The 18,635-nt window shown below is 60.4% G+C and carries 11 protein-coding genes; 6 read left to right on the top strand and 5 right to left on the bottom strand.

The features are described 5' to 3' along the window. Positions 1-132 precede the first annotated feature (132 nt). On the bottom strand, positions 133-1,932 hold the full coding sequence (locus SINAC_RS37230; RefSeq protein ID WP_015250685.1) for an ABC-2 transporter permease: 1,800 nt from the start codon (positions 1,930-1,932) through the stop codon (positions 133-135). Between the two features lie 115 nt (positions 1,933-2,047). Further along, positions 2,048-2,683, bottom strand: coding sequence for an MOSC domain-containing protein (locus SINAC_RS37225; protein ID WP_015250684.1), 636 nt, complete (start codon positions 2,681-2,683; stop codon positions 2,048-2,050). A gap of 342 nt (positions 2,684-3,025) precedes the next feature. Here SINAC_RS37225 and SINAC_RS37220 point away from each other — a divergent pair, with 342 nt between their 5' ends. From SINAC_RS37220 to SINAC_RS37205, 4 genes are read left to right on the top strand one after another with little or no spacing between them, the layout of a single operon-like run. Further along, positions 3,026-6,082 carry a PSD1 and planctomycete cytochrome C domain-containing protein gene (locus SINAC_RS37220; protein ID WP_015250683.1) on the top strand — a complete coding sequence of 1,019 codons (3,057 nt, stop codon included), beginning with the start codon at positions 3,026-3,028 and terminating at the stop codon, positions 6,080-6,082. Between the two features lie 15 nt (positions 6,083-6,097). Next, the gene (locus tag SINAC_RS37215; protein WP_015250682.1) at positions 6,098-7,555 is read left to right on the top strand and encodes a DUF1501 domain-containing protein; all 1,458 of its coding nucleotides are present in this window, start codon (positions 6,098-6,100) and stop codon (positions 7,553-7,555) included. A gap of 57 nt (positions 7,556-7,612) precedes the next feature. After that, positions 7,613-10,060 carry a PSD1 and planctomycete cytochrome C domain-containing protein gene (locus tag SINAC_RS37210; RefSeq protein ID WP_015250681.1) on the top strand — a complete coding sequence of 816 codons (2,448 nt, stop codon included), beginning with the start codon at positions 7,613-7,615 and terminating at the stop codon, positions 10,058-10,060. A gap of 13 nt (positions 10,061-10,073) precedes the next feature. After that, positions 10,074-11,534 carry a DUF1501 domain-containing protein gene (locus tag SINAC_RS37205; protein ID WP_015250680.1) on the top strand — a complete coding sequence of 487 codons (1,461 nt, stop codon included), beginning with the start codon at positions 10,074-10,076 and terminating at the stop codon, positions 11,532-11,534. A gap of 358 nt (positions 11,535-11,892) precedes the next feature. Here the strand turns inward: SINAC_RS37205 and SINAC_RS37200 are convergent, their stop codons facing one another. Next, positions 11,893-12,987 carry a DUF3500 domain-containing protein gene (locus tag SINAC_RS37200; RefSeq protein WP_015250679.1) on the bottom strand — a complete coding sequence of 365 codons (1,095 nt, stop codon included), beginning with the start codon at positions 12,985-12,987 and terminating at the stop codon, positions 11,893-11,895. A gap of 233 nt (positions 12,988-13,220) precedes the next feature. Here SINAC_RS37200 and SINAC_RS37195 point away from each other — a divergent pair, with 233 nt between their 5' ends. Both SINAC_RS37195 and SINAC_RS37190 read left to right on the top strand, forming a co-directional pair. Then, positions 13,221-14,315, top strand: coding sequence for a PDDEXK nuclease domain-containing protein (locus SINAC_RS37195; RefSeq protein WP_015250678.1), 1,095 nt, complete (start codon positions 13,221-13,223; stop codon positions 14,313-14,315). A gap of 231 nt (positions 14,316-14,546) precedes the next feature. Beyond that, the gene (locus SINAC_RS37190; protein WP_020465443.1) at positions 14,547-15,536 is read left to right on the top strand and encodes a tyrosine-type recombinase/integrase; all 990 of its coding nucleotides are present in this window, start codon (positions 14,547-14,549) and stop codon (positions 15,534-15,536) included. A 248-nt stretch (positions 15,537-15,784) separates the two neighbouring features. Here the strand turns inward: SINAC_RS37190 and SINAC_RS37185 are convergent, their stop codons facing one another. Both SINAC_RS37185 and rfbA read right to left on the bottom strand, forming a co-directional pair. Then, entirely contained in the window at positions 15,785-17,242 is a 1,458-nt protein-coding gene (locus SINAC_RS37185; RefSeq protein WP_015250676.1) for a DUF1501 domain-containing protein, read from the bottom strand. Positions 17,243-17,411: 169 nt separating this feature from the next. Continuing rightward, positions 17,412-18,314 (bottom strand): glucose-1-phosphate thymidylyltransferase RfbA, encoded by a 903-nt coding sequence (gene rfbA, locus SINAC_RS37180; RefSeq protein ID WP_020465442.1) that lies wholly within the window; start codon positions 18,312-18,314, stop codon positions 17,412-17,414. Between the last annotated feature and the right edge of the window lie 321 nt (positions 18,315-18,635).

The following is an 18,635-nucleotide window of genomic DNA, read 5'->3' as shown; positions in this document are numbered from 1 at the left end:
CGGTCCCTCCATGGCACCGGCCTTTCCCCTATTCCTCCTGAACGAGGCACCCGATCAGCCGGCCAAAGCGTTCCTAACAAGAGTCTCTATTGGCGCACCGCTACCATATCCGATCGGTCCCCTCCCACAAGATCAGTTTGGTCGGTTGGGGTTCCTCGCTTCCAGGCGGTTCGCCGCCCGGTAAAGGATCCAGGCGGTAGCCGCATAGGCCGTGACATAAGCTGACAGCAGGCCCAGTAAGAGCGCCCCCTTGCCGGGCTGGGCAACGATCGTCGTCATAAGCAGCGTCGAAATAGGCAAGAAGTTCAAAAGAAAGGGCGTGTTGCCAAGCAGGGCAGCGGACTGGCTTGAGCCCATCAGAAGACCGCTGGCGAACAAAGTCCCGAGGTTCAGGACGAGAAGGACGCCAAACGTCAGAGTCAGGGCCCGGCCCGAGGATTTCGATCGAAGCGAGAACAAGGTTCCCAGCGTTGAGGCAAAGGTGAGAAACGCCATCAGGCCCGTCATCGCCAGGAGCAAGCCAACAGGATGTAACGCCCCAAATGCGGTTCCGAAGAGCCAGGGGGCGGGCACTAAAACGAGGAGGGTACGTTGCCGGACAAGCGCTCCGAGCACCTTCGCCCGAATGATCTCGGTGTGCTCCAGTGCTGTGCCAATCAATCCGTCCCAGGTCCCGGCCTCTTTTTCGCCCGTCACGCCGGTTGCCGAATCAACCGCAACTGCCGTCAGTGCAACGATATAGAAGAGAATGGCGTAGCCGTTCAACAGGCTCAGAAACCCTGCTCGTGCGAGCCCACCTCTGCCATACCTGCCGATTTCGTAACCAAACTTGAAGTACTCATCAAGCGCAAAGCAATAGCGATAAGCAAAAGCTTGATGACTAAAGAGAACGAGGAGGCCGAGGGCAAACACCCCCATCCCGACGATGAGTCGGGCCGAGCCCGACATGGCGAAATTGCACTCTTTACAGAGCATCGGATCGTCACCGTAGAGTGGCCGAAGCCAGGACTCCCCTCGAAACCGGTCCACGGTCGGCGGCCGTTGCGGGGAATCCGCAAGCCGTCGCGCAGCAGGCCGGAGGCGGGCAGAAGCCCAGAGCAAGAACACCGCACCGTAGGTCAGTTGCAAAACAATCATCTGTCCCAGGGGCGCAGCGAGAACTGCCAGACCCATTCCTCCCCAACTCGGAGGCATCGGAGAAAACAATGGCGTTCTCTCGAGAAACCAGCGGATAGGCCCTTGGCGAGACCAGGCCGCGATATTTGACGGAGCGACAAGCGAAAGGGGGGTCGTTGGGAAGATCCAGTCGTTCACCCACCAAAGTGGCCCTCTCACCATGGCGAAGTTGGCCACCCAGGGGATCACGAGCCACGGAATCTCGACCAGGTAGACGAAGAGAACGGCATTCCTCGGCTTCTTAGCATAGACTGAGACAAGCAGCGAGAACGTGGCCAAAAACACGGCCGTCGAGAGCATACCGCCATACGCATAAGCGACGGATCGTGGATCAACGCCCCCGAGCAAAGCCAATAAGAACGCGATCGGTAACCCCACGGTCAGGAGGACGCCAACGCGGAGCATCTTGGCCACGAGCTTGTCGATGAGGATCGCAGCGCTCGACAGGTCAGACACGAGGAGACCGGAGAGAGTCTGCCTCACCCTCTCCTCGGCCACGGCTTCGGCAACCAACCCTGGCACAAGGATCAGCACGAGAAATGCCTGGCCCACAGCCAGCCATTCGAACGCCGCCACGGCGAATTCGGCCAGTTCCTTGCTGGAGAGAGGTCGACCGGTTCGCCAACCCTCGTGGTTCCGATGGAAGATCCAGAAGAACCAGAGCAGAAGTACGCCATAAGCCGCACGGCTCGCATAGGTCAGCCAACTTCGCGCGGAAATACGGGCTTCCACGCGAAGAATGGGGAGTTCGAGCATGGCGACACCCCTCTACCTTGTTTTTCTTCGTGAGTCAGCAACCCTGATCTCTGACAACAGTCATACTGAAACCTGAATTTACTCGGGTTGGCCGTTGGGAACAACCAGGTCCTGCTCAAGGCTGGAGCCGTTCCTCGAACTCCGCTCGCCAGACGGCGGCCAATGCGGGGACATTCAGCAGTCGGCGAATGTGCGCAGAATCCGCGTTGCGATTCAGGATCAATTGAAGCATCGCGGTGACCGTCACCTGGGACTTGTCCTGACTGACTCGCTGGATCGAATCGCCGGGGCCAATCTCACCTTCTTCTCGCACGCCGAAATAGATCCCCGGCCGGCCCATTTTGAGGAACGTCTTGACCATGGTCGGGTCGCCGAACCGGATGCCGAGTTTGAAGCAAGGCATCCGTGGTTGGGTGACGACCAAGAGGGCTGTTCCCACGCGGAACTCATCGCCGATATGAACCGAGTCCTCGAGGAGCCCTTCGGTTGTGAGGTTCTCGCCAAAGGCACCGAAGGGGAGGTCGCGGCCAAGCAGCGTTTGCCAGTCGTTGTAGTGCTCGAATGGATAGGCATAGACGGCCTTGTCCGGCCCACCGTGTACGCTCAGGTCCGCTTGAGCGTCGCCGTCAAGGTTTTCGCGACGCAAAGGAATCGGTCCATCCACGGGGTTCTTGAAGATGCCGGTGAGGACCGTGTTCCCTTGCCAGGTGACAAGACGCGGTCTTCCTACATTGACCGAAACCACACGCATGAGCCTCTCCCTCTCTCCTTTGCTGATCCTCAACGACACTCCTTCAAATACCATAACCACGGCGGGCGATCGGTCCCAGAAGACTTGAAGTGAACCTGGAATCGGCATTCCCTGGGACTACAGAATTCTAAGTCAATATTAAATATGTGTAATTAAAAATTAATAATATTAATTAATTTGAAAATCGGGCGGGACGCCCGCGGTCCCAGGGAATGCTGATTCTGGAAAATGCGGGCGAGTCGAGCGGATCTCAGGTATCATTGGGCTTCAATCCCAAGGGTGCGTCCGATCCGAAGAGTGGACAACCGCCGCGGATCGACGCGGATCGCGAGTCATGTAGCGATGCGACGATCTCTTCGCCTGGCCGGGTTTCTGACGCTTTGCGTTGCGGCCGTGACGTCCCACGCGATCGAGCCGGCCAACCGCAAGGTGGATTTCGAGCGTGAGATCGAACCCCTCCTGGCCGAACACTGTGCCAAGTGCCATGGCCCCGCGAGACAGCGCAGCGGCTATCGGCTCGATCGCCGTGACGCCGCGATCCGGGGGGGCGAGTCGGGTGAGCCGGCGATCGTTCCCGGCCAAGGGGCGAAGAGTCGTCTTGTCCAACTCATTGCAGCACTCGATCCCGACGAGGTTATGCCACCGAAGGGGTCAAGGCTCAACGCAAGCCAGGTCGACCTGATCCGCGCCTGGATCGACCAGGGGGCCGAGTGGTTCTCCAGGTCGAACGTTCCGGTACAGGCAGAGCAGGGGACGCACTGGTCGCTCAAACCGCTCATCCGACCCGACGTGCCTCGCCCGATCAACCAAGGGTGGGGGCGGACGCCGATCGATCATTTCATCCTAGCCAGGCTCGAGGAGAAGGGGCTATCACCATCGCCCGAAGCGGATCGGAGAACCCTGATTCGGCGGTTGACTTTCGACATGACCGGACTACCGCCGACTCCCGAGGATGTCACCGCTTTCATTGCCGACCCGGCGGCCGACGCCTATGAACGGTTGGTCGATCGACTGTTGGAGAGTCCCCGCTATGGCGAGCGCTGGGCAAGGCGGTGGATGGACGTCGTCCACTTCGCCGAAACCCACGGAAACGACCAGGACCGCCCTCGGCCCAATGCCTGGCCCTATCGCGACTACCTGATCCGGTCGTTCAACAATGATACCCCGTACACAAGGTTCGTTCAGGAGCAACTCGCCGGCGATGTCTTATTCCCCGGCGATCCGCAAGCGATTGTCGCACTCGGCTTCATCGCCGCAGGCCCCTGGGACGAAAGTTCTCAGCGCGACATTCGGGACGATACCCTCGACAAGAAGGTCGCTCAAAACCTCGACCGCGACGACATGGTGGCAACCACCATGGCCACTTTCACCAGCTCCACAGTCCACTGCGCCCGTTGCCACGACCACAAGTTTGACCCGATTTCGCAGGCGGAGTATTACGGCCTTCAGGCGGTCTTCGCGGGCGTCGACCGCGCAGAACGACCGTATGACCTCGACCCCAAATCTGAATCCCTCCGCGCACCCTTGCTCGCGAAGAAGAAGGGCCTTCAATCAAGCCGAAAAGAGGAAGTCGATGCGATGCTCGACCCAGCGATTCGCACGGCACTTGCCTCGGGGCAGGCCGCCTGGGAGTCGGCCGCTGCCGAGTCGATCGCCTGGATAACGCTCGATCCCTTGACGTTTACCTCGGCCGGAGGCGCAACGACGGACAAGCAGCCGGATGGCTCGATCCGGTTCGGCGGCCCCAGGCCCGAGGTCGATACCTACACGATCGTGGCGCGGTCCGGCTTGAAGGGGATCACCGCGGTTCGCCTCGAGGTCCTGAGCGACGACAGTCTGCCCCAGAAAGGGCCGGGCCGCCAGGATAACGGCAACCTCCATCTATCCGAGTTCCGGATCAAGGCCGCCCCCGTATCAAACACGGCGGCCGCTCGGCCGATCCTCTTGCGCAACCCGGCCGCTGACTTCGATCAGCAAGGGTGGGATATCGCCAAGGCGATCGACGGCAACCCGGCGACGGCTTGGGGAATCCACCCTGCGGTTGGCAAGTCCCACCAGGCGATCTTCGAGACTTCCGAACTGCTGGGGATCGACGGCGAGACGGAGCTGACCTTCACTCTCGAGCAATCGCACGGCGGCGGCCACCTGATCGGCCGGCTCAGACTCTCGGCAGCCACGACATCCCACCCGACGTTGGCCCGGCCGCTGCCGGACCCGATTGCCAAGATCCTCACGACCCCCACGCCGATCCGTACCGAGGCCGAACGAGCGGAGCTGACGGCGTACTACTACACGATCGCCCCCGAGATCAAAGCGGTGATCGAGGAACTGGAGCGGAAGCTCGCCGCGATCCCACCCGTGTCAAAGGTCTACGCCGCCGCTCACGACTTCACGCCCGAGCATAGCTTCGTTCCAGCGAAGGCTCCCCGGCCGGTCCATGTCCTGAAGCGGGGCGATATCAATAACCCGGTTCGTCCGGCGGCGCCGGGGGCCTTGGCGTGCGTACCAGGCCTCGACGCGCGGTTCACGCTGGCCGACCTCAACGACGAGGGGAGCCGCCGCGCGGCCCTGGCTCGCTGGATCACCGACCCGAAGAATGTTCTGACCTGGCGCTCGATCGTCAACCGGGTCTGGCACTACCATTTCGGCCGAGGCCTGGCCGATTCGCCCAATGACCTCGGCCAGATGGGAGCGAAGCCAAGTCACCCCGAGTTGGTCGACTGGCTGGCTGTCACGTTCCGAGACGGCGGCGGGTCACTCAAGCAGCTGGACCGTCTGATCTTCACCAGTTCCGTTTATCGCCAAGCGTGCCGTCACGATGCGCGGGCGGCCGAGCTGGACGCCGACAATACCTTGCTTTGGCGGATGAATCGTGCGCGACTCGATGCGGAGTCGGTGCGCGACGCGGTTCTTCAGATCTCCGGCAAGCTCGACTTGACGATGGGTGGGCCGTCGGTGCGCCAGTTCGTCGAATCCCCCGGCATTCACGTTACCCCGATGGTGAACTACCTCCAGTTTGACGTCGACAGCCCGGCGAGCTACCGGCGGAGTGTTTATCGGTTCCTGTTTCGTACACTCCCCGATCCATTTATGGATTCAATGGACTGCCCCGACGCGTCGCAGCTCAGCCCGACGCGAAACGCGTCGGTGACTGCGCTCCAAGCCCTGGCGATGCTGAACGACCGCTTCATCGTGCGGCAGAGCGAACACTTTGCCGAGCGGGTCGGCAAGCTCGCCCTCGACACCGCCGGCCAGGTCGAGGCGGCCTATCAGCTCGCAATCGGCCGCTCGCCCTCCCATGAAGAGTCTGAGGCGTTCGTCGCATACGCTGCCAAGCACGGCATGGCCAATGCGTGCCGCCTGATCCTGAATAGTAACGAGTTCATGTTCGTGAATTAGAGGATCGGGACCGCCATGACCATCGCAACCTCTTCACCTGACCTACTCGGCCGCCGCGAGTTCCTCTGGCGACTCGGGGGAGGGCTGGGCGGAATCGCAGTGGCCCAGATGCTGGGCAAAGACGGCCTGCTGGCGGGCACTACGGAGGCAATGGCCAAGCTTGATGGCGGCTTGCATCATCGGCCCAAGGTCCGTCGAATCGTTCAACTCTTCATGAACGGTGGCGCCAGCCAGTGCGACACGTTCGACTACAAGCCCGAACTGATCAAACGCCATGGCCAGACGTTCGACCCCGGCAGCCGGGTCGAGGCCGTGACGAGCGTGCCGGGCAAGGTCCTCAAGAGCCCCTGGGATTGGAAGCAGTACGGCGAGTCCGGCCGCTGGGTTAGCTCCGTGTTCCCGCATGTTGCGACGATCGTGGATGACCTGGCCTTCCTGATGTCGATGGCCTCCAAAACAAACGTCCACGGCCCGGCCAGCTACATGCAGAACACGGGGTTTGTCACGCCCGGGTTCCCGAGCATGGGCTCCTGGATCTCGTACGGCCTGGGCAGCCTGAACGACAATCTCCCCACCTTCGTCGTTCTGCCCGACTCACGCGGCCTGCCGTACAACAATTCCGGCAACTTCTCCTCGGCCTTCCTGCCCGTTGCCCATCAAGGAACGATCATCAAGGCCACCGCCCCGGTGCCAATCGCCGACCTGTTCCCGCCCGAGTCGGCCCGATACATCACACCCACGGCCGAGGCAGATGGCCGGGCCTTGCTCAAGACCTTGAATCGCGACCACATGACCCGGTCACCGGGAGACTCACGGCTTGAGGCTCGCCTCTCGTCTTACGAGATGGCCGCGCGGATGCAGCTCAGTGCGCCCGAAGTGCTCAATCTCTCGGGTGAGTCGCAGGCCACCCGCGCACTCTATGGACTCGACGACAAGGTCACTGATGAGTTCGGGCGCAATTGCCTCACCGCGCGACGCCTGCTTGAACGTGGCGTCCGCTTCGTCCAGGTCTGGAGCGGTGCCGGGGGAGCGACAGGGAACTGGGACAACCACAACGACGTCGACAAGGCCCTCGGATCGATCGCACTCAGCACCGACAAGCCAGTCGCTGGGTTGGTCAAGGATCTCAAGGCCCGTGGCCTCCTGGAGGACACCCTGGTGATCTGGACCACCGAGTTCGGCCGGATGCCCTTCAGCCAAGGGAGCCTGGGACGCGACCATAACGGCGGCACCTTCGTCTCCTGGCTCACTGGGGCAGGCATTGAGGGGGGCGTAGCTTTCGGCGAGAGCGACGAGTGGTCCTGGAAGGCCCGGCACCCCACCTACTGCTACGACCTCCACGCCACGATCCTCCATTTGCTTGGCATCGATCACGAGCGCCTGACGTTTCGCCATAATGGTAGCGACCGCCGCCTGACCGACGTCCACGGGCGGGTCATTAACGAGATCCTTCGTTCACCAGCATCGTCGTAGGTACGACTTGCCCTCGTCGATTTCGAGCGTACGCACCGGAAACGAGAGCGATCCTTGATGAAGCGAATCTTCCAGATAGGGTGTTCCCTGTTCCTGATCGGGACGTTGCCGCTTGCCGGTGCCGAGAAAGGATCGGCGCCCGCCAGCGCCACGGGTCTCGACTTCTTCGAAGCCAAGATCCGACCGGTCCTCGTCGCGCACTGCTATCAGTGCCATTCCGTCGACGCGGGTAAGTCCAAGGGAAATCTCCTACTCGATTCCAGGGAGGCGATCCGAGCGGGGGGAGACAGTGGCCCGGCCATCGTGCCCGGCGACCCGGACGCGAGTCTCTTGCTCAGGGCCATTTCCCACGTCGACCCGGATCTCAAGATGCCGCCCAAGACGGATCGCCTGCCGGAATCCGTCATCAACGACATCAAGTCATGGATCCAGGCTGGGGCCGCAGACCCTCGGGAAAAGGGAACCGTCAATGCGATTCGCCCCCCCGTAGACCTCGAGTCAGGCCGCCGGTTCTGGTCGTTCCGGAAGCCCGACGACCATCAACCACCGGCCTCAAAGAATCCCGGCTGGGCCAGGCGCAACCTCGATCATTTCATCCTGGCACAACTGGGTTCTCACGGTCTCGTTCCGAGGGAGGATGCAGAGCCGGCCACCTTGCTCCGACGGCTCCACTTCGACCTGGTGGGTCTCCCCCCCACGCCTGAGACGGTTCATCACTTTCTCGAGAGCATCCATACTGATGGGATCGAGACAGCATTGGCAGCGGAAGTGGATTCATTGCTCGCCTCGAAGCAATACGGCGAACGCTGGGGCAGGCACTGGCTCGACGTGGCCCGCTTCGCTGAATCCAGCGGCAAAGAAGCGAACATCTCATTTCCCTATGCCTGGCGCTATCGTGACTACGTGATCGACGCGGTGAATGCCGATCTGCCGTTCGACCGTTTTTTGGTGGAACAGATCGCCGGCGATTTGCTTCCCGCTGATAGCGACGTCGAGCGAGCCCGCCTGTTGATCGCCACCGGATACCTCGCGGTCGGAACCAAGAACCTCGACGAATCGAACAAAGTCCAGTTCGCGGCCGACCTTGTCGACGAGCAAATCGATGCCTTGACGCGTGGGGTGATGGCCAATTCGGTGGCCTGCGCACGTTGCCACGACCACAAGCTCGACCCGTTCTCGATGGAGGATTATTATGCCCTGGCTGGAATCTTCGCCAGCACGAAGACCTACTTCGGCACCGCGATCTCGCCGTCAAACCAGGTGGGCGGCGACCCCTTGGTTCTCCCTCGAGGCGCAGGTCAACCGATCTTGCATGCGTCGATCACTCCGGAGAAAGTCGCCAGCCTGAAACAAGAGCTCGCGACCCTCAAGAAAGAGAAGGTGACCACCCTCTCCGACGCATTGCGGATCTTCTGGAGGTCGGGAGGTATTGAAGGGGAACTGGAGAAGGTCGATGACAAAGGGCAAGCACTTCCCTTGGCGATGGGTGCGACCGATCGCGAAACCATTGGCGATAAGCCGTTGTTGGAACGTGGCGAGATCGGCCGACCCGGCAAACCGGTGCCTCGCGGTTTCCCTCGGGTCGTTGCAATCGCAGACGCCGGCTCGATTTCATCGCATCAGAGCGGACGGCTTGAACTGGCACGCTGGCTGACCCACCCGGACCATCCGTTGACGGCCCGGGTGATGACCAATCGCGTCTGGCGTCACTTGTTCGGCGTGGGGATCGTGAGCTCGGTCGACAACTTCGGTTTCAGCGGCCAACGACCAAGCCACCCGGAATTGCTCGATCATCTGGCGGTACGCCTCGTTGCCGACGGCTGGTCGGTCAAGAAGCTTGTCCGGGAAATCGTCCTTTCACGCACCTATCGCCAAGCGTCGACCTATGACGAAAAGTCATTCGAGGCCGATCCGGAAAACCGGCTACTCTGGCGATCCGCCAAGCGTCGGCTCGACGCCGAAGTCATACGCGACGCCATGCTCTTGGTATCGGGTGAGCTCGACACCTCGCGTCGCGTTGGCTCACTCGTAGGCAAAGAGATCGGTGATCGACCGATTTCCCTGATCGGGCTGGATAACCGCTTGCCTGCCGATCTTGACGCATCAAAGCATCGGTCGGTCTACTTGCCTGTCCTCCGCGACCGCTTGCCCGACGTCCTCGACCTGTTTGACTTCGCCGAACCGAGTCTTGTCACCGGAGATCGCGAGACCACAAACGTCCCGCTCCAGGCGCTCTATCTGATGAACAGCCCGTTCATGGAAGCACGGGCCAAGGCATTGGCCGATCGCCTGATGGGCGAGGCCGGCGACGACGAATCGCGGATCCGTCGTGCCTTCCTCCACTGCTACAGTCGCATCCCAACCGACGACGAGATGTTGATGGCCACGTCGTTCTTGACACGAGGAAAGCAGCTCGCCGGAGACGATGAAAAACTCCGCCGTCAGGTCCTTGCCATCTGCTGCCAGGCTCTGCTGTCGACCGCCGAGTTCAGGAACCTTGATTAGGAGCTCAGTGCACATGGCCACAAAACATCCTGGCGATCGGCCGGCGTCACTCATCTCGCGTCGCCAGATGCTGCAAACCTCCGCATCGGGGTTCGGGTACCTGGCGTTCGCCGGCTTGGCCCACGATGCAGCGGCCCAGGATGCCGCCCGGCGATCTCGTGGATCGACCTTGAACGCCAAGGCTCCCCACTTTCCCGCGCGGGCCAAACGGGTCATCTTCCTATGCATGAACGGTGGTCCGTCGCATGTCGATACATTCGATTATAAACCCAAGCTGAACCAGCAGTCGGGTGAAACCACAAGTATCGGTCGCGACCGCGGCAAAGCGAAGCTCCTTGGCTCCCCATTCAAGTTCGCTCAGCACGGCGAGTCGGGTCTCTGGATTTCGGAGGTCTTCCCACAGTTGGCGAAGCAGGCCGACAACCTCTGTTTGATCCGTAGCATGCACACCGACCTACCGAATCATTCGCAAGCCTTCACGCAGATGCACACCGGCAGTTTCCAGTTTGTGCGACCGTCGGTCGGCGCCTGGTCGTTGTACGGCCTGGGCAGCGAGAATACCAATTTGCCCGGCTTCGTCACGTTGAATCCTCCGACCGACAACGGAGGCGTGCGAAACTACGGCAGCGCTTTCCTGCCCGCAACCTGCCAGGGAACCAAGATGGGGGGGAACCAGATCCCCGGGTTCTACGCCGCGCTCTTCGGCAAGGACGAAGAGCCGGGCCCGCCGATGAAGAACATCGCAAACAAGAACCTCCCGCACGACCTGCAACGTGCGCAGATCGACCTGATCCGAAATCTGAATCAGCGGAAGCTCGAGCGCGACGTGCATCACCCGGAGATCGAAGGAGCGATTGAATCCTTCGAACTCGCGTTCCGGATGCAGGATGAAGTCCCTGAATTGCTCGACATGCGATCCGAACCCGAGTCGATCCGCAAGCTCTATGGCGTTGGCTCGGGCCTACCCACCGATCGATTCGCACGTCAGTGCATCATGGCCCGTCGCCTGTCCGAAGCTGGCGTCCGGTTCGTCGAGATCACGGCTCCGGTCGCCTGGGATCACCACTTCCTCATCCAAGATGCGCTTCCGAAGAGTGCGGTTGCCACAGACCAACCGATTGCCGCTCTGCTGACCGACCTGAAGCAACGTGGGCTGTTGGAAGAGACGCTCGTGATCTGGGCCGGCGAGTTCGGCCGTACCCCCTACGGTCAGAGCACGTTTGGCCGTGACCACAACAACAAGGGTTACACCCTCTGGATGGCAGGCGGCGGCGTCAAAGGGGGCCTGGCGTACGGTGAGACCGACGAATACGGCTACGAGGCGGTTGTAGATCCTGTTCACGTCCACGATTGGCACGCGACGATCCTGCATCTGCTCGGCCTCGATCACAAACAACTGACGTTCAACTACGGCGGCCGCGATTTCCGGCTAACCGATGTCTACGGAAACGTGGTCAAAGAGATCATGATCTGAAAAATGATCGCTGAATTTTTGAGGCGAGCGGAGAGTGTCAGCTCCCCATCTTTTGGATGATCTCGAAAGCTTTCTCCGCGACTCAAGTTCATCGGCCCGTTCTGTTTGCGAACACTGATCCATTCCCGCCGCTCGCAATCCACATAACCTTGCTCTTCTTTCACCTGGTCACCTGGTGACTACCAACCTGAATCAGCCTCGGCGCGTTGAACGTGGCTACGTCCATCGAATTCGCTCGCGGACGCTTCAGACCAAGAAACAAGCGATACCCGCGATACACAATGGGGATTGAGGGTTAAGCCACAATGCTTAACCCACGATCCCCATTATTGTCGACAAGTCTATGCGTCTTAACCTGTTACTTTGTGTGACCGTGGTCGGATGACGCCGACTCGTAGTGTCGCTTGAGCAAGTCGTCACCAAAATCGCTCTCGAAATCGCGCCAGACGCTGTGAACGTGGTTGGCGTTGTTCTGAGTGTTGTCGTATTCGATCAGAAAGGTCGGCCCTTGGATACGGTAGTAGTGGGGCTGACCAAGTTCCAGACCACCCGCCCAGGCGAAGCCGATCTTATCAACGCCCGCCTTCAAGATCTTGCCCAGGTCATTCGCGGCCAGTTCGGGGCGGAGTCGCTCGGCATAGAGGACCACGATCGAGTTCAGCAGTTCTTTCTGCTCGGCATTGAGTTCCGTGACAAGGATGCCGGCGGGCTCGAGCGGCTTGGCTTTCCGAAGGGCCAGCGAGAGGATGTCCTTGGGGGCCACGTCCTCGACGATTCCTTTCTTGCGCTGTTCGTCGTTCAGCGACTTCACGAGCTTACGGCCCAAGTCTTCCTCTTCGCCAAGCACGCGAAGTCCCTTACGAGGCCCGTCTTTGACCTCGGCGGGATTGGTCCCCATGAAGGTCGGTCCACCGACGACCCCTTGGTCACCCACGATCGTGAAATTGAGGGCCAAGTGGTGCCCTTCGACTCGCCATCCCCAAGGTTGCTTGGGGTCGGTCGAACCCGGCTTGCCGAAGATGTTGAAGAAGTAGAGTTCCGGATCGCGAACCGGCCCTGACCCCTTTTCGATCGAGGCGAGGATCTGCTCCAGGCTCATGATCGTCCCGGCCTTGATGGTGCCTCGCTGGCTCAAACCGCTGGAGAGCAAGCCGTAGGCCAAGGCTCGCTGGTCGCCCGTCATTTCCTTGATCGGGAGCCCTTTGCGTGGCCTCGGAATGAAGTGCCAGTCATAGCGAAGCGGGTCGGTAAACTCAAACCCGGCCTTGAGCTTCTGCTCGGGTGTGAGATCCGCCCAAAGGTTATTGGCCGCCTCCGCCATCTCGCGGCTGGCCTTGGCCATTGGCGCTTCGTGGGTATGCGCCCCCGGGCCATCGTGGGCAAACGACTGGGTTGCGTACGACGAGAGCGCCGTGGCCGTCAGGACGAAGAGGAGAGATCGGGAACGATTCATTGCGAATGAGCCCTGGTCTGGGGTGATCGAAAGAGCGTCTTACTTTGGCCCTATGGTATCGAGACGGTCGCCAATGTCACTCTGTTTTTAGAGCAGTCTCAGTTCTGGCGGAATACGACGGAATATGCGGTTAGCTGCGTTCAGGTACGCAATTCGAGTCTCCCTCTCGCTTCAGGACCAGAACGCGAGCCGCCTCTTTTGAGCGGGTTGCAAGTATGCGATAAGCTTCCGGCATGGCGAAGAAACATACGAACAAGGGCCGCCCTCCGGCCAAGGCAACAACCACACCGGCGCCCCGTAAGCTCCTGACGGATCTCCGGGCCCTCATCTTGGCGACGCGAACCGGCGTCGCCCAGGCCGTCAACTCGGCCCAAGTCCTTCTCAATTGGCAAATCGGCCACCGCCTCCGGATCGACATCCTCGGCACAAAGCGAGCTGGGTACGGCGAACGGATTATCGAAACGGTCGCTGAGGGTCTGTCCGCCGATTATGGGCGTGGCTTCTCGGAGAAGAATCTGCGCCACATGATCCGTTTCGTCGAGCGGTTCCCCGACCGCGAGATTGTCTCCGCACTGAGTAGACAATTGGGCTGGACTCACTTTCGCTCGCTCATCTACATCGATGACGCGCTCAAACGCGAATTTTACGCCGAGATGTGCCGTATCGAGCGGTGGAGCACACGGACGCTCGAGAAGAAAATCGGGGGCATGCTCTTCGAGAGAACCGCGCTCTCGCGAAAACCCGATCAGTTGGCCCGGCAAGAGCTCGCCGCCCTCCGGGACGAGGACCGCGTCTCGCCCGACCTGGTCTTTCGCGACCCGTATCTCCTCGACTTTCTCGGGCTCAAAGATATCTACGGCGAGCGGGACCTGGAGGCGGCCATCCTCCGGGAACTCGAGTCTTTCATCCTGGAGCTCGGGGCCGGCTTCGCGTTCGTGGCTCGCCAAAAGCGAATCACGGTCGACGACCAGGATTACTACCTCGACCTGCTCTTCTACCATCGGAAGCTCCGTCGGATGGTGGCCGTCGAGCTCAAAATGGGCGTCTTCCAGGCCGCGGACAAGGGGCAGATGGAGCTCTACCTCCGGTGGCTGGAACGATACGAGATGGAGCCTGGAGAGGAACCGCCGCTGGGCCTGATCCTCTGCGCCGGCAAGTCGGACGAGCACGTCGAGCTCCTGCAGCTCGACAAGAGCGGCATCCGGGTCGCCGCCTACCTGACGGACCTCCCACCGAAAAAGCTTCTAGAGCAGAAACTCCACGAATCGGCCCTCCGGGCGAAAGCTCGTCTTGAGGCACGGAACTCAGCCTCGGAGAGCTCCGATTGAAGTGCCGGATCGACGGTTTATCAAACGGCCGAATGAATGCGGCGGGCGGATATGCCGATCGTGGACTTCGCAAACAGGTACGGCTTCCGTAGGGCGAAAACTTCAATGCACTGCTGCGAATGGAAGACCTGAGTAGCCCTAAAAAGGTGGTGCCGATTTACTCCATAATTAGTATATCAAATTTCACATTTTCCCTTGCGCTCTAGCATAACGCCTTTTATGATGGACCGCATGGACGCATCAACTCCGAAGCAATCGACCACGGATTGTGTCAACCGTCAATCGCACACGGCGCTCTTGCTGGGGATGGTTCCCTCCCCCATTCGCCAGGCCGGCGAACAAGCCGCCCGCCGTTTCGTCGAGTTCTTCACCGCCAACATCCGTAACCCGAATACGCGTCAAGCCTATGCCCGAGCAGTCAGCCATTTCTTCGGCTGGTGTGCGGAGCGAGCGATCGCTCTGCATGAGGTCGAACCAATACTCGTGGCCGCCTACATCGAACAGCATCCCGGAAGCGCCCCCTCCAAGAAGCAAGCCCTCGCAGCGATCCGGATGCTGTTTGATTGGCTGGTGGTCGGCCAGGTCTTACCGATGAACCCCGCGTCATCGGTTCGTGGCCCCAAACACGTCACAAAACGCGGAAAGACGCCCGTACTCGAAGCCGATCAGGCCCGGCAGTTGCTGGACTCCCTCGACATCCGCTCCATCTCCGGCCTTCGTGACCGTGCCTTGATCGCCGTCATGGTTTACAGCTTCGCCCGCGTTTCGGCCGTAGTCGGCATGAACGTCGGCGATTATTTTCAGAACGGTAAACGCCGGTGGTTCCGGTTCCACGAGAAGGGGGGAAAGGTGCTCGAGGTTCCGGTCCACAGCAAGGCCGAAGCGTATCTTGACGCCTACCTGACAGCCGCCGAAATTGGCGACCAAACCCACACCCCTCTGTTTCGTTCGATCACTCGCCATCGCACCATCGGCACCACCCAGCCGCATCGAACCGACGTCTTCCAGATGATCAAACGACGCGTGAAAGTAGCGGGACTACCTGCCACCACCGGTTGCCACACATTTCGAGCCACCGGGATCACCGTCTTCTTGCAAAATGGCGGCACGGTAGAAAAGGCCCAGCAGATCGCCGGGCACGAGTCGCCAAGGACGACCAAACTCTACGACCGCACAAACGACGCGATCACAGTCGGCGAGGTTGAACGGATCGTGATTTGATCCGTTCCAAACGAAGCTTCAAACAAGTACATCCCCTTCGACAAGCTCGGGGAAACGTCCGATAATGAGGCTTATGTTCTATTATCCTACCCACATACTGCCTTGGCAGTAGAATCATTGAGAAATTCGCTTTTCGAATACGAATCGCGTCTGATCTCAAAGCTGAGACTGAACAGGCAGCCACAATTTCAGGCGTACGGGCTTCTGCATTTATCCTCAGCACAACGTGACAGCATGCGCAAGCCCCTTCAAAACAGCTCGCTGATCGGACTGCCGTCTTCGACGATGGCCCGCGGACGGCCAACCGTATCGAGATAGGTGGTGTCGAGAGGAACACCCATGTGCTGGTAGATCGTCGCAGCCAGGTCAGCGGACGTGACCGGCCGATCCTTGATATGGCCGCCATCGCTCTCACTTGATCCGATGACTTGCCCATGTCGAAGGCCACCGCCTGCCAACGACATTGACATGACAGGGTTCCAGTGATTCCGGCCGTCGGTGCTTCCTTGTGTCCCCATCATGGGCGTGCGGCCGAACTCGCCCATGGCGATTACCAGAACGTCATCGAGCAGCCCACGCTCGCCCAGGTCGCTGACCAGGGTCGTGATCAGGCGATCGAAGAGGGGGAGCAACGGTCCTAGCCCCTTGCTGATCCCGCCGTAAGGGGGAATGTTGTCACCGTGGTTGTCCCAGGTGCCTGAAGCCGTGTGGTGGCTGAGGTCGAGAGTGACGAAGCTGACACCCGACTCAACCAGGCGACGGGCCAGCAGTGCTTGCTGACACCAAAGGTGCGGTCCGTATCGTTCGCGGATCGCAGCCGGTTCCTTCGACAGGTCGAACGCATCGCGCGCCTGCCGACCAAGGAGCAGGTCCACGGCCTGTTGCCCAAACTTGTCCATACCTTCCATTGATCCGGAGCGGTCGATCTCGCTCCGCATCCGATCGAGCTCCCCGAGCAGGGCCCGGCGATCTTGCAGTCGTTCAAAAGTCAGGCCACGGGGAAGTTGGAAGAATCCGGCATCGGTCTTCCTTCCCGTGTCGACCCCAACGTTGTCGTAGATCGGTAGTTTCGTCGCGTTATCGGCGATGAACGGGTCGTACTGCTTGCCAAGGTAACCGGCAAACGCGAGGTGGGACCGCGACTTCATGAACGCGACGTAGGGGGGCATCCCAGGATGGTTGGGGCCGTGGTGTTTCGCCACGATCGAACCAATAGCTGGATACATCTCGGCCGCCGGGTTGATGCGTGGCTCGGCATCACGGTTAGCCGTCTGGAAGACCTTGTTCGGCTCGTGGTTGCTGAACCGCGCATCGACCGAGCGAATGATCGTGAATTGATCAAGCATGGCCGCCTGCCTGGGCAGATGCTCGCAGATCCGCACGCCGGGCAGCCGGGTCGGAATCGTCCCGAACGGCCCTCGGTTCTCCAGCGGGCGATCGGGCTTGGGATCCCAGGTGTCGATCTGGCTCGGGCCGCCCGTCATCCAGAGCAAGATCACGCTCTTGCGGCCACCGATTGGCCGACCGGCCTCAGAGGCCAGGGCGCGGCTGCGAAGCAGCCTGGGCACAGTGAGCCCCGCCATCCCCATCAATCCTGCCTTGAGCATGTTCCGGCGGCCGACCACCATCAGCCCTTCCCGCTCCAGGGGATTGAGCCCGGCGAATGCGTGTGGGTGATCGTGCGGGAGTCGATCGTGGCTCGGCATGAATGCCATCCTCATGTACCGGTCGAAACGGGCCCTGGCTGTGTTTCGATCCGGATCCCCATGATACAGCATTCAACAATTCGCGGGGACTACAGATTCAACCCTCATTCAACAATTTTCAGAGACCCCAAATTCAGACATCGAACCCGCCCTGCCCCTCGCTCTGTAATCAAAGCGCTGGTTGACCCGGCTCTCGCAAAAGATCCCTCAAGTAACGTCCGTAGTCGTTGGGGAGTTTGCTCGCGAGATTCTCAACCTGAGTGCTCGAAATGTATCCCATCCGGTAGGCCACTTCTTCGATACAGGCGATTTTGAGCCCTTGGCGTGATTCAATCGTCTCGACATAGTTGGCTGCCTGGTTCAAGGAATCAATCGTGCCGGTGTCGAGCCAGGCGAACCCTCGGCTGAACCGTTCGACACGAAGCTGGCCGCGGGAGAGGTACTCACGGTTGACGTCGGTGATCTCGAGCTCGCCGCGCGATGACGGCTTCAGGTTCGCGGCGATATCAACGACCTGATTGTCGTAGAAGTAAAGACCGGTTACCGCAAACTGAGACCGCGGCCGCGCAGGCTTCTCTTCGATCGAAACGGCGTTGCCCTGGGCATCGAACTCGACCACGCCATAGCGTTCGGGATCCCTGACCTGATAGGCAAATACGGTCGCGCCCGTCTGGGCGGTGCGGGCCCTGGCCAACATCACCTGAAAGCCTTGGCCGTAGAAGATGTTGTCCCCCAGGATCAGGCCCACTGACGACGAGCCAATAAACTCGCGGCCAATCAGAAAGGCCTGGGCAAGCCCGCCCGGTTGCGGTTGCACGGCGTAGCGAATCGACAGCCCAATCTGATGGCCATCCCCAAGTACACGCTCGAAGTTGCCGATATCCTCGGGCGTCGAAATCAACAGGATGTCGCGAATTCCCGCCAGCATCAAGGTTGAGAGCGGATAATAGATCATCGGCTTGTCGTAGATCGGCAATAACTGCTTGCTGATCGCACGGGTGATCGGATAAAGCCGGGTCCCCGTTCCCCCCGCCAGGATGATGCCCTTGGGAAACATTTCCTGGTCCTTCATGATGGAAGCGCTCCGGCATTGTGAATGGCTGGGCAAGACGATCGGAGGTCATGCTAGCGGCCCTGCCAAAGTGTGGCAAGGCGGCCCGGGCCCTTACGCATTCACAAACACCTTCGCTCCTCGCTCGTTAATTGGCGAGAATCCAGCTTGATCGCGCGGCGCCGATTCCATCAGCCTAGTGGAAATCGCCGGGGGAATCGACACGGCGTTGCCTGGCCCACTCGGAAGTCAGTGACGGGCACGTCTATCTTCAACTCACTGGCGGGCATCCTACCGACTCTGGCTCGTCAGCGGGGCTCGTGAACTTGAAGAAGCCCATCA

Origin of the sequence: Singulisphaera acidiphila DSM 18658 (assembly GCF_000242455.2) — a bacterium.
Lineage (GTDB): Bacteria > Planctomycetota > Planctomycetia > Isosphaerales > Isosphaeraceae > Singulisphaera > Singulisphaera acidiphila.
Note: the sequence above shows the minus strand (reverse complement) of the source record. Positions and strands in the feature narration are given on the sequence as shown.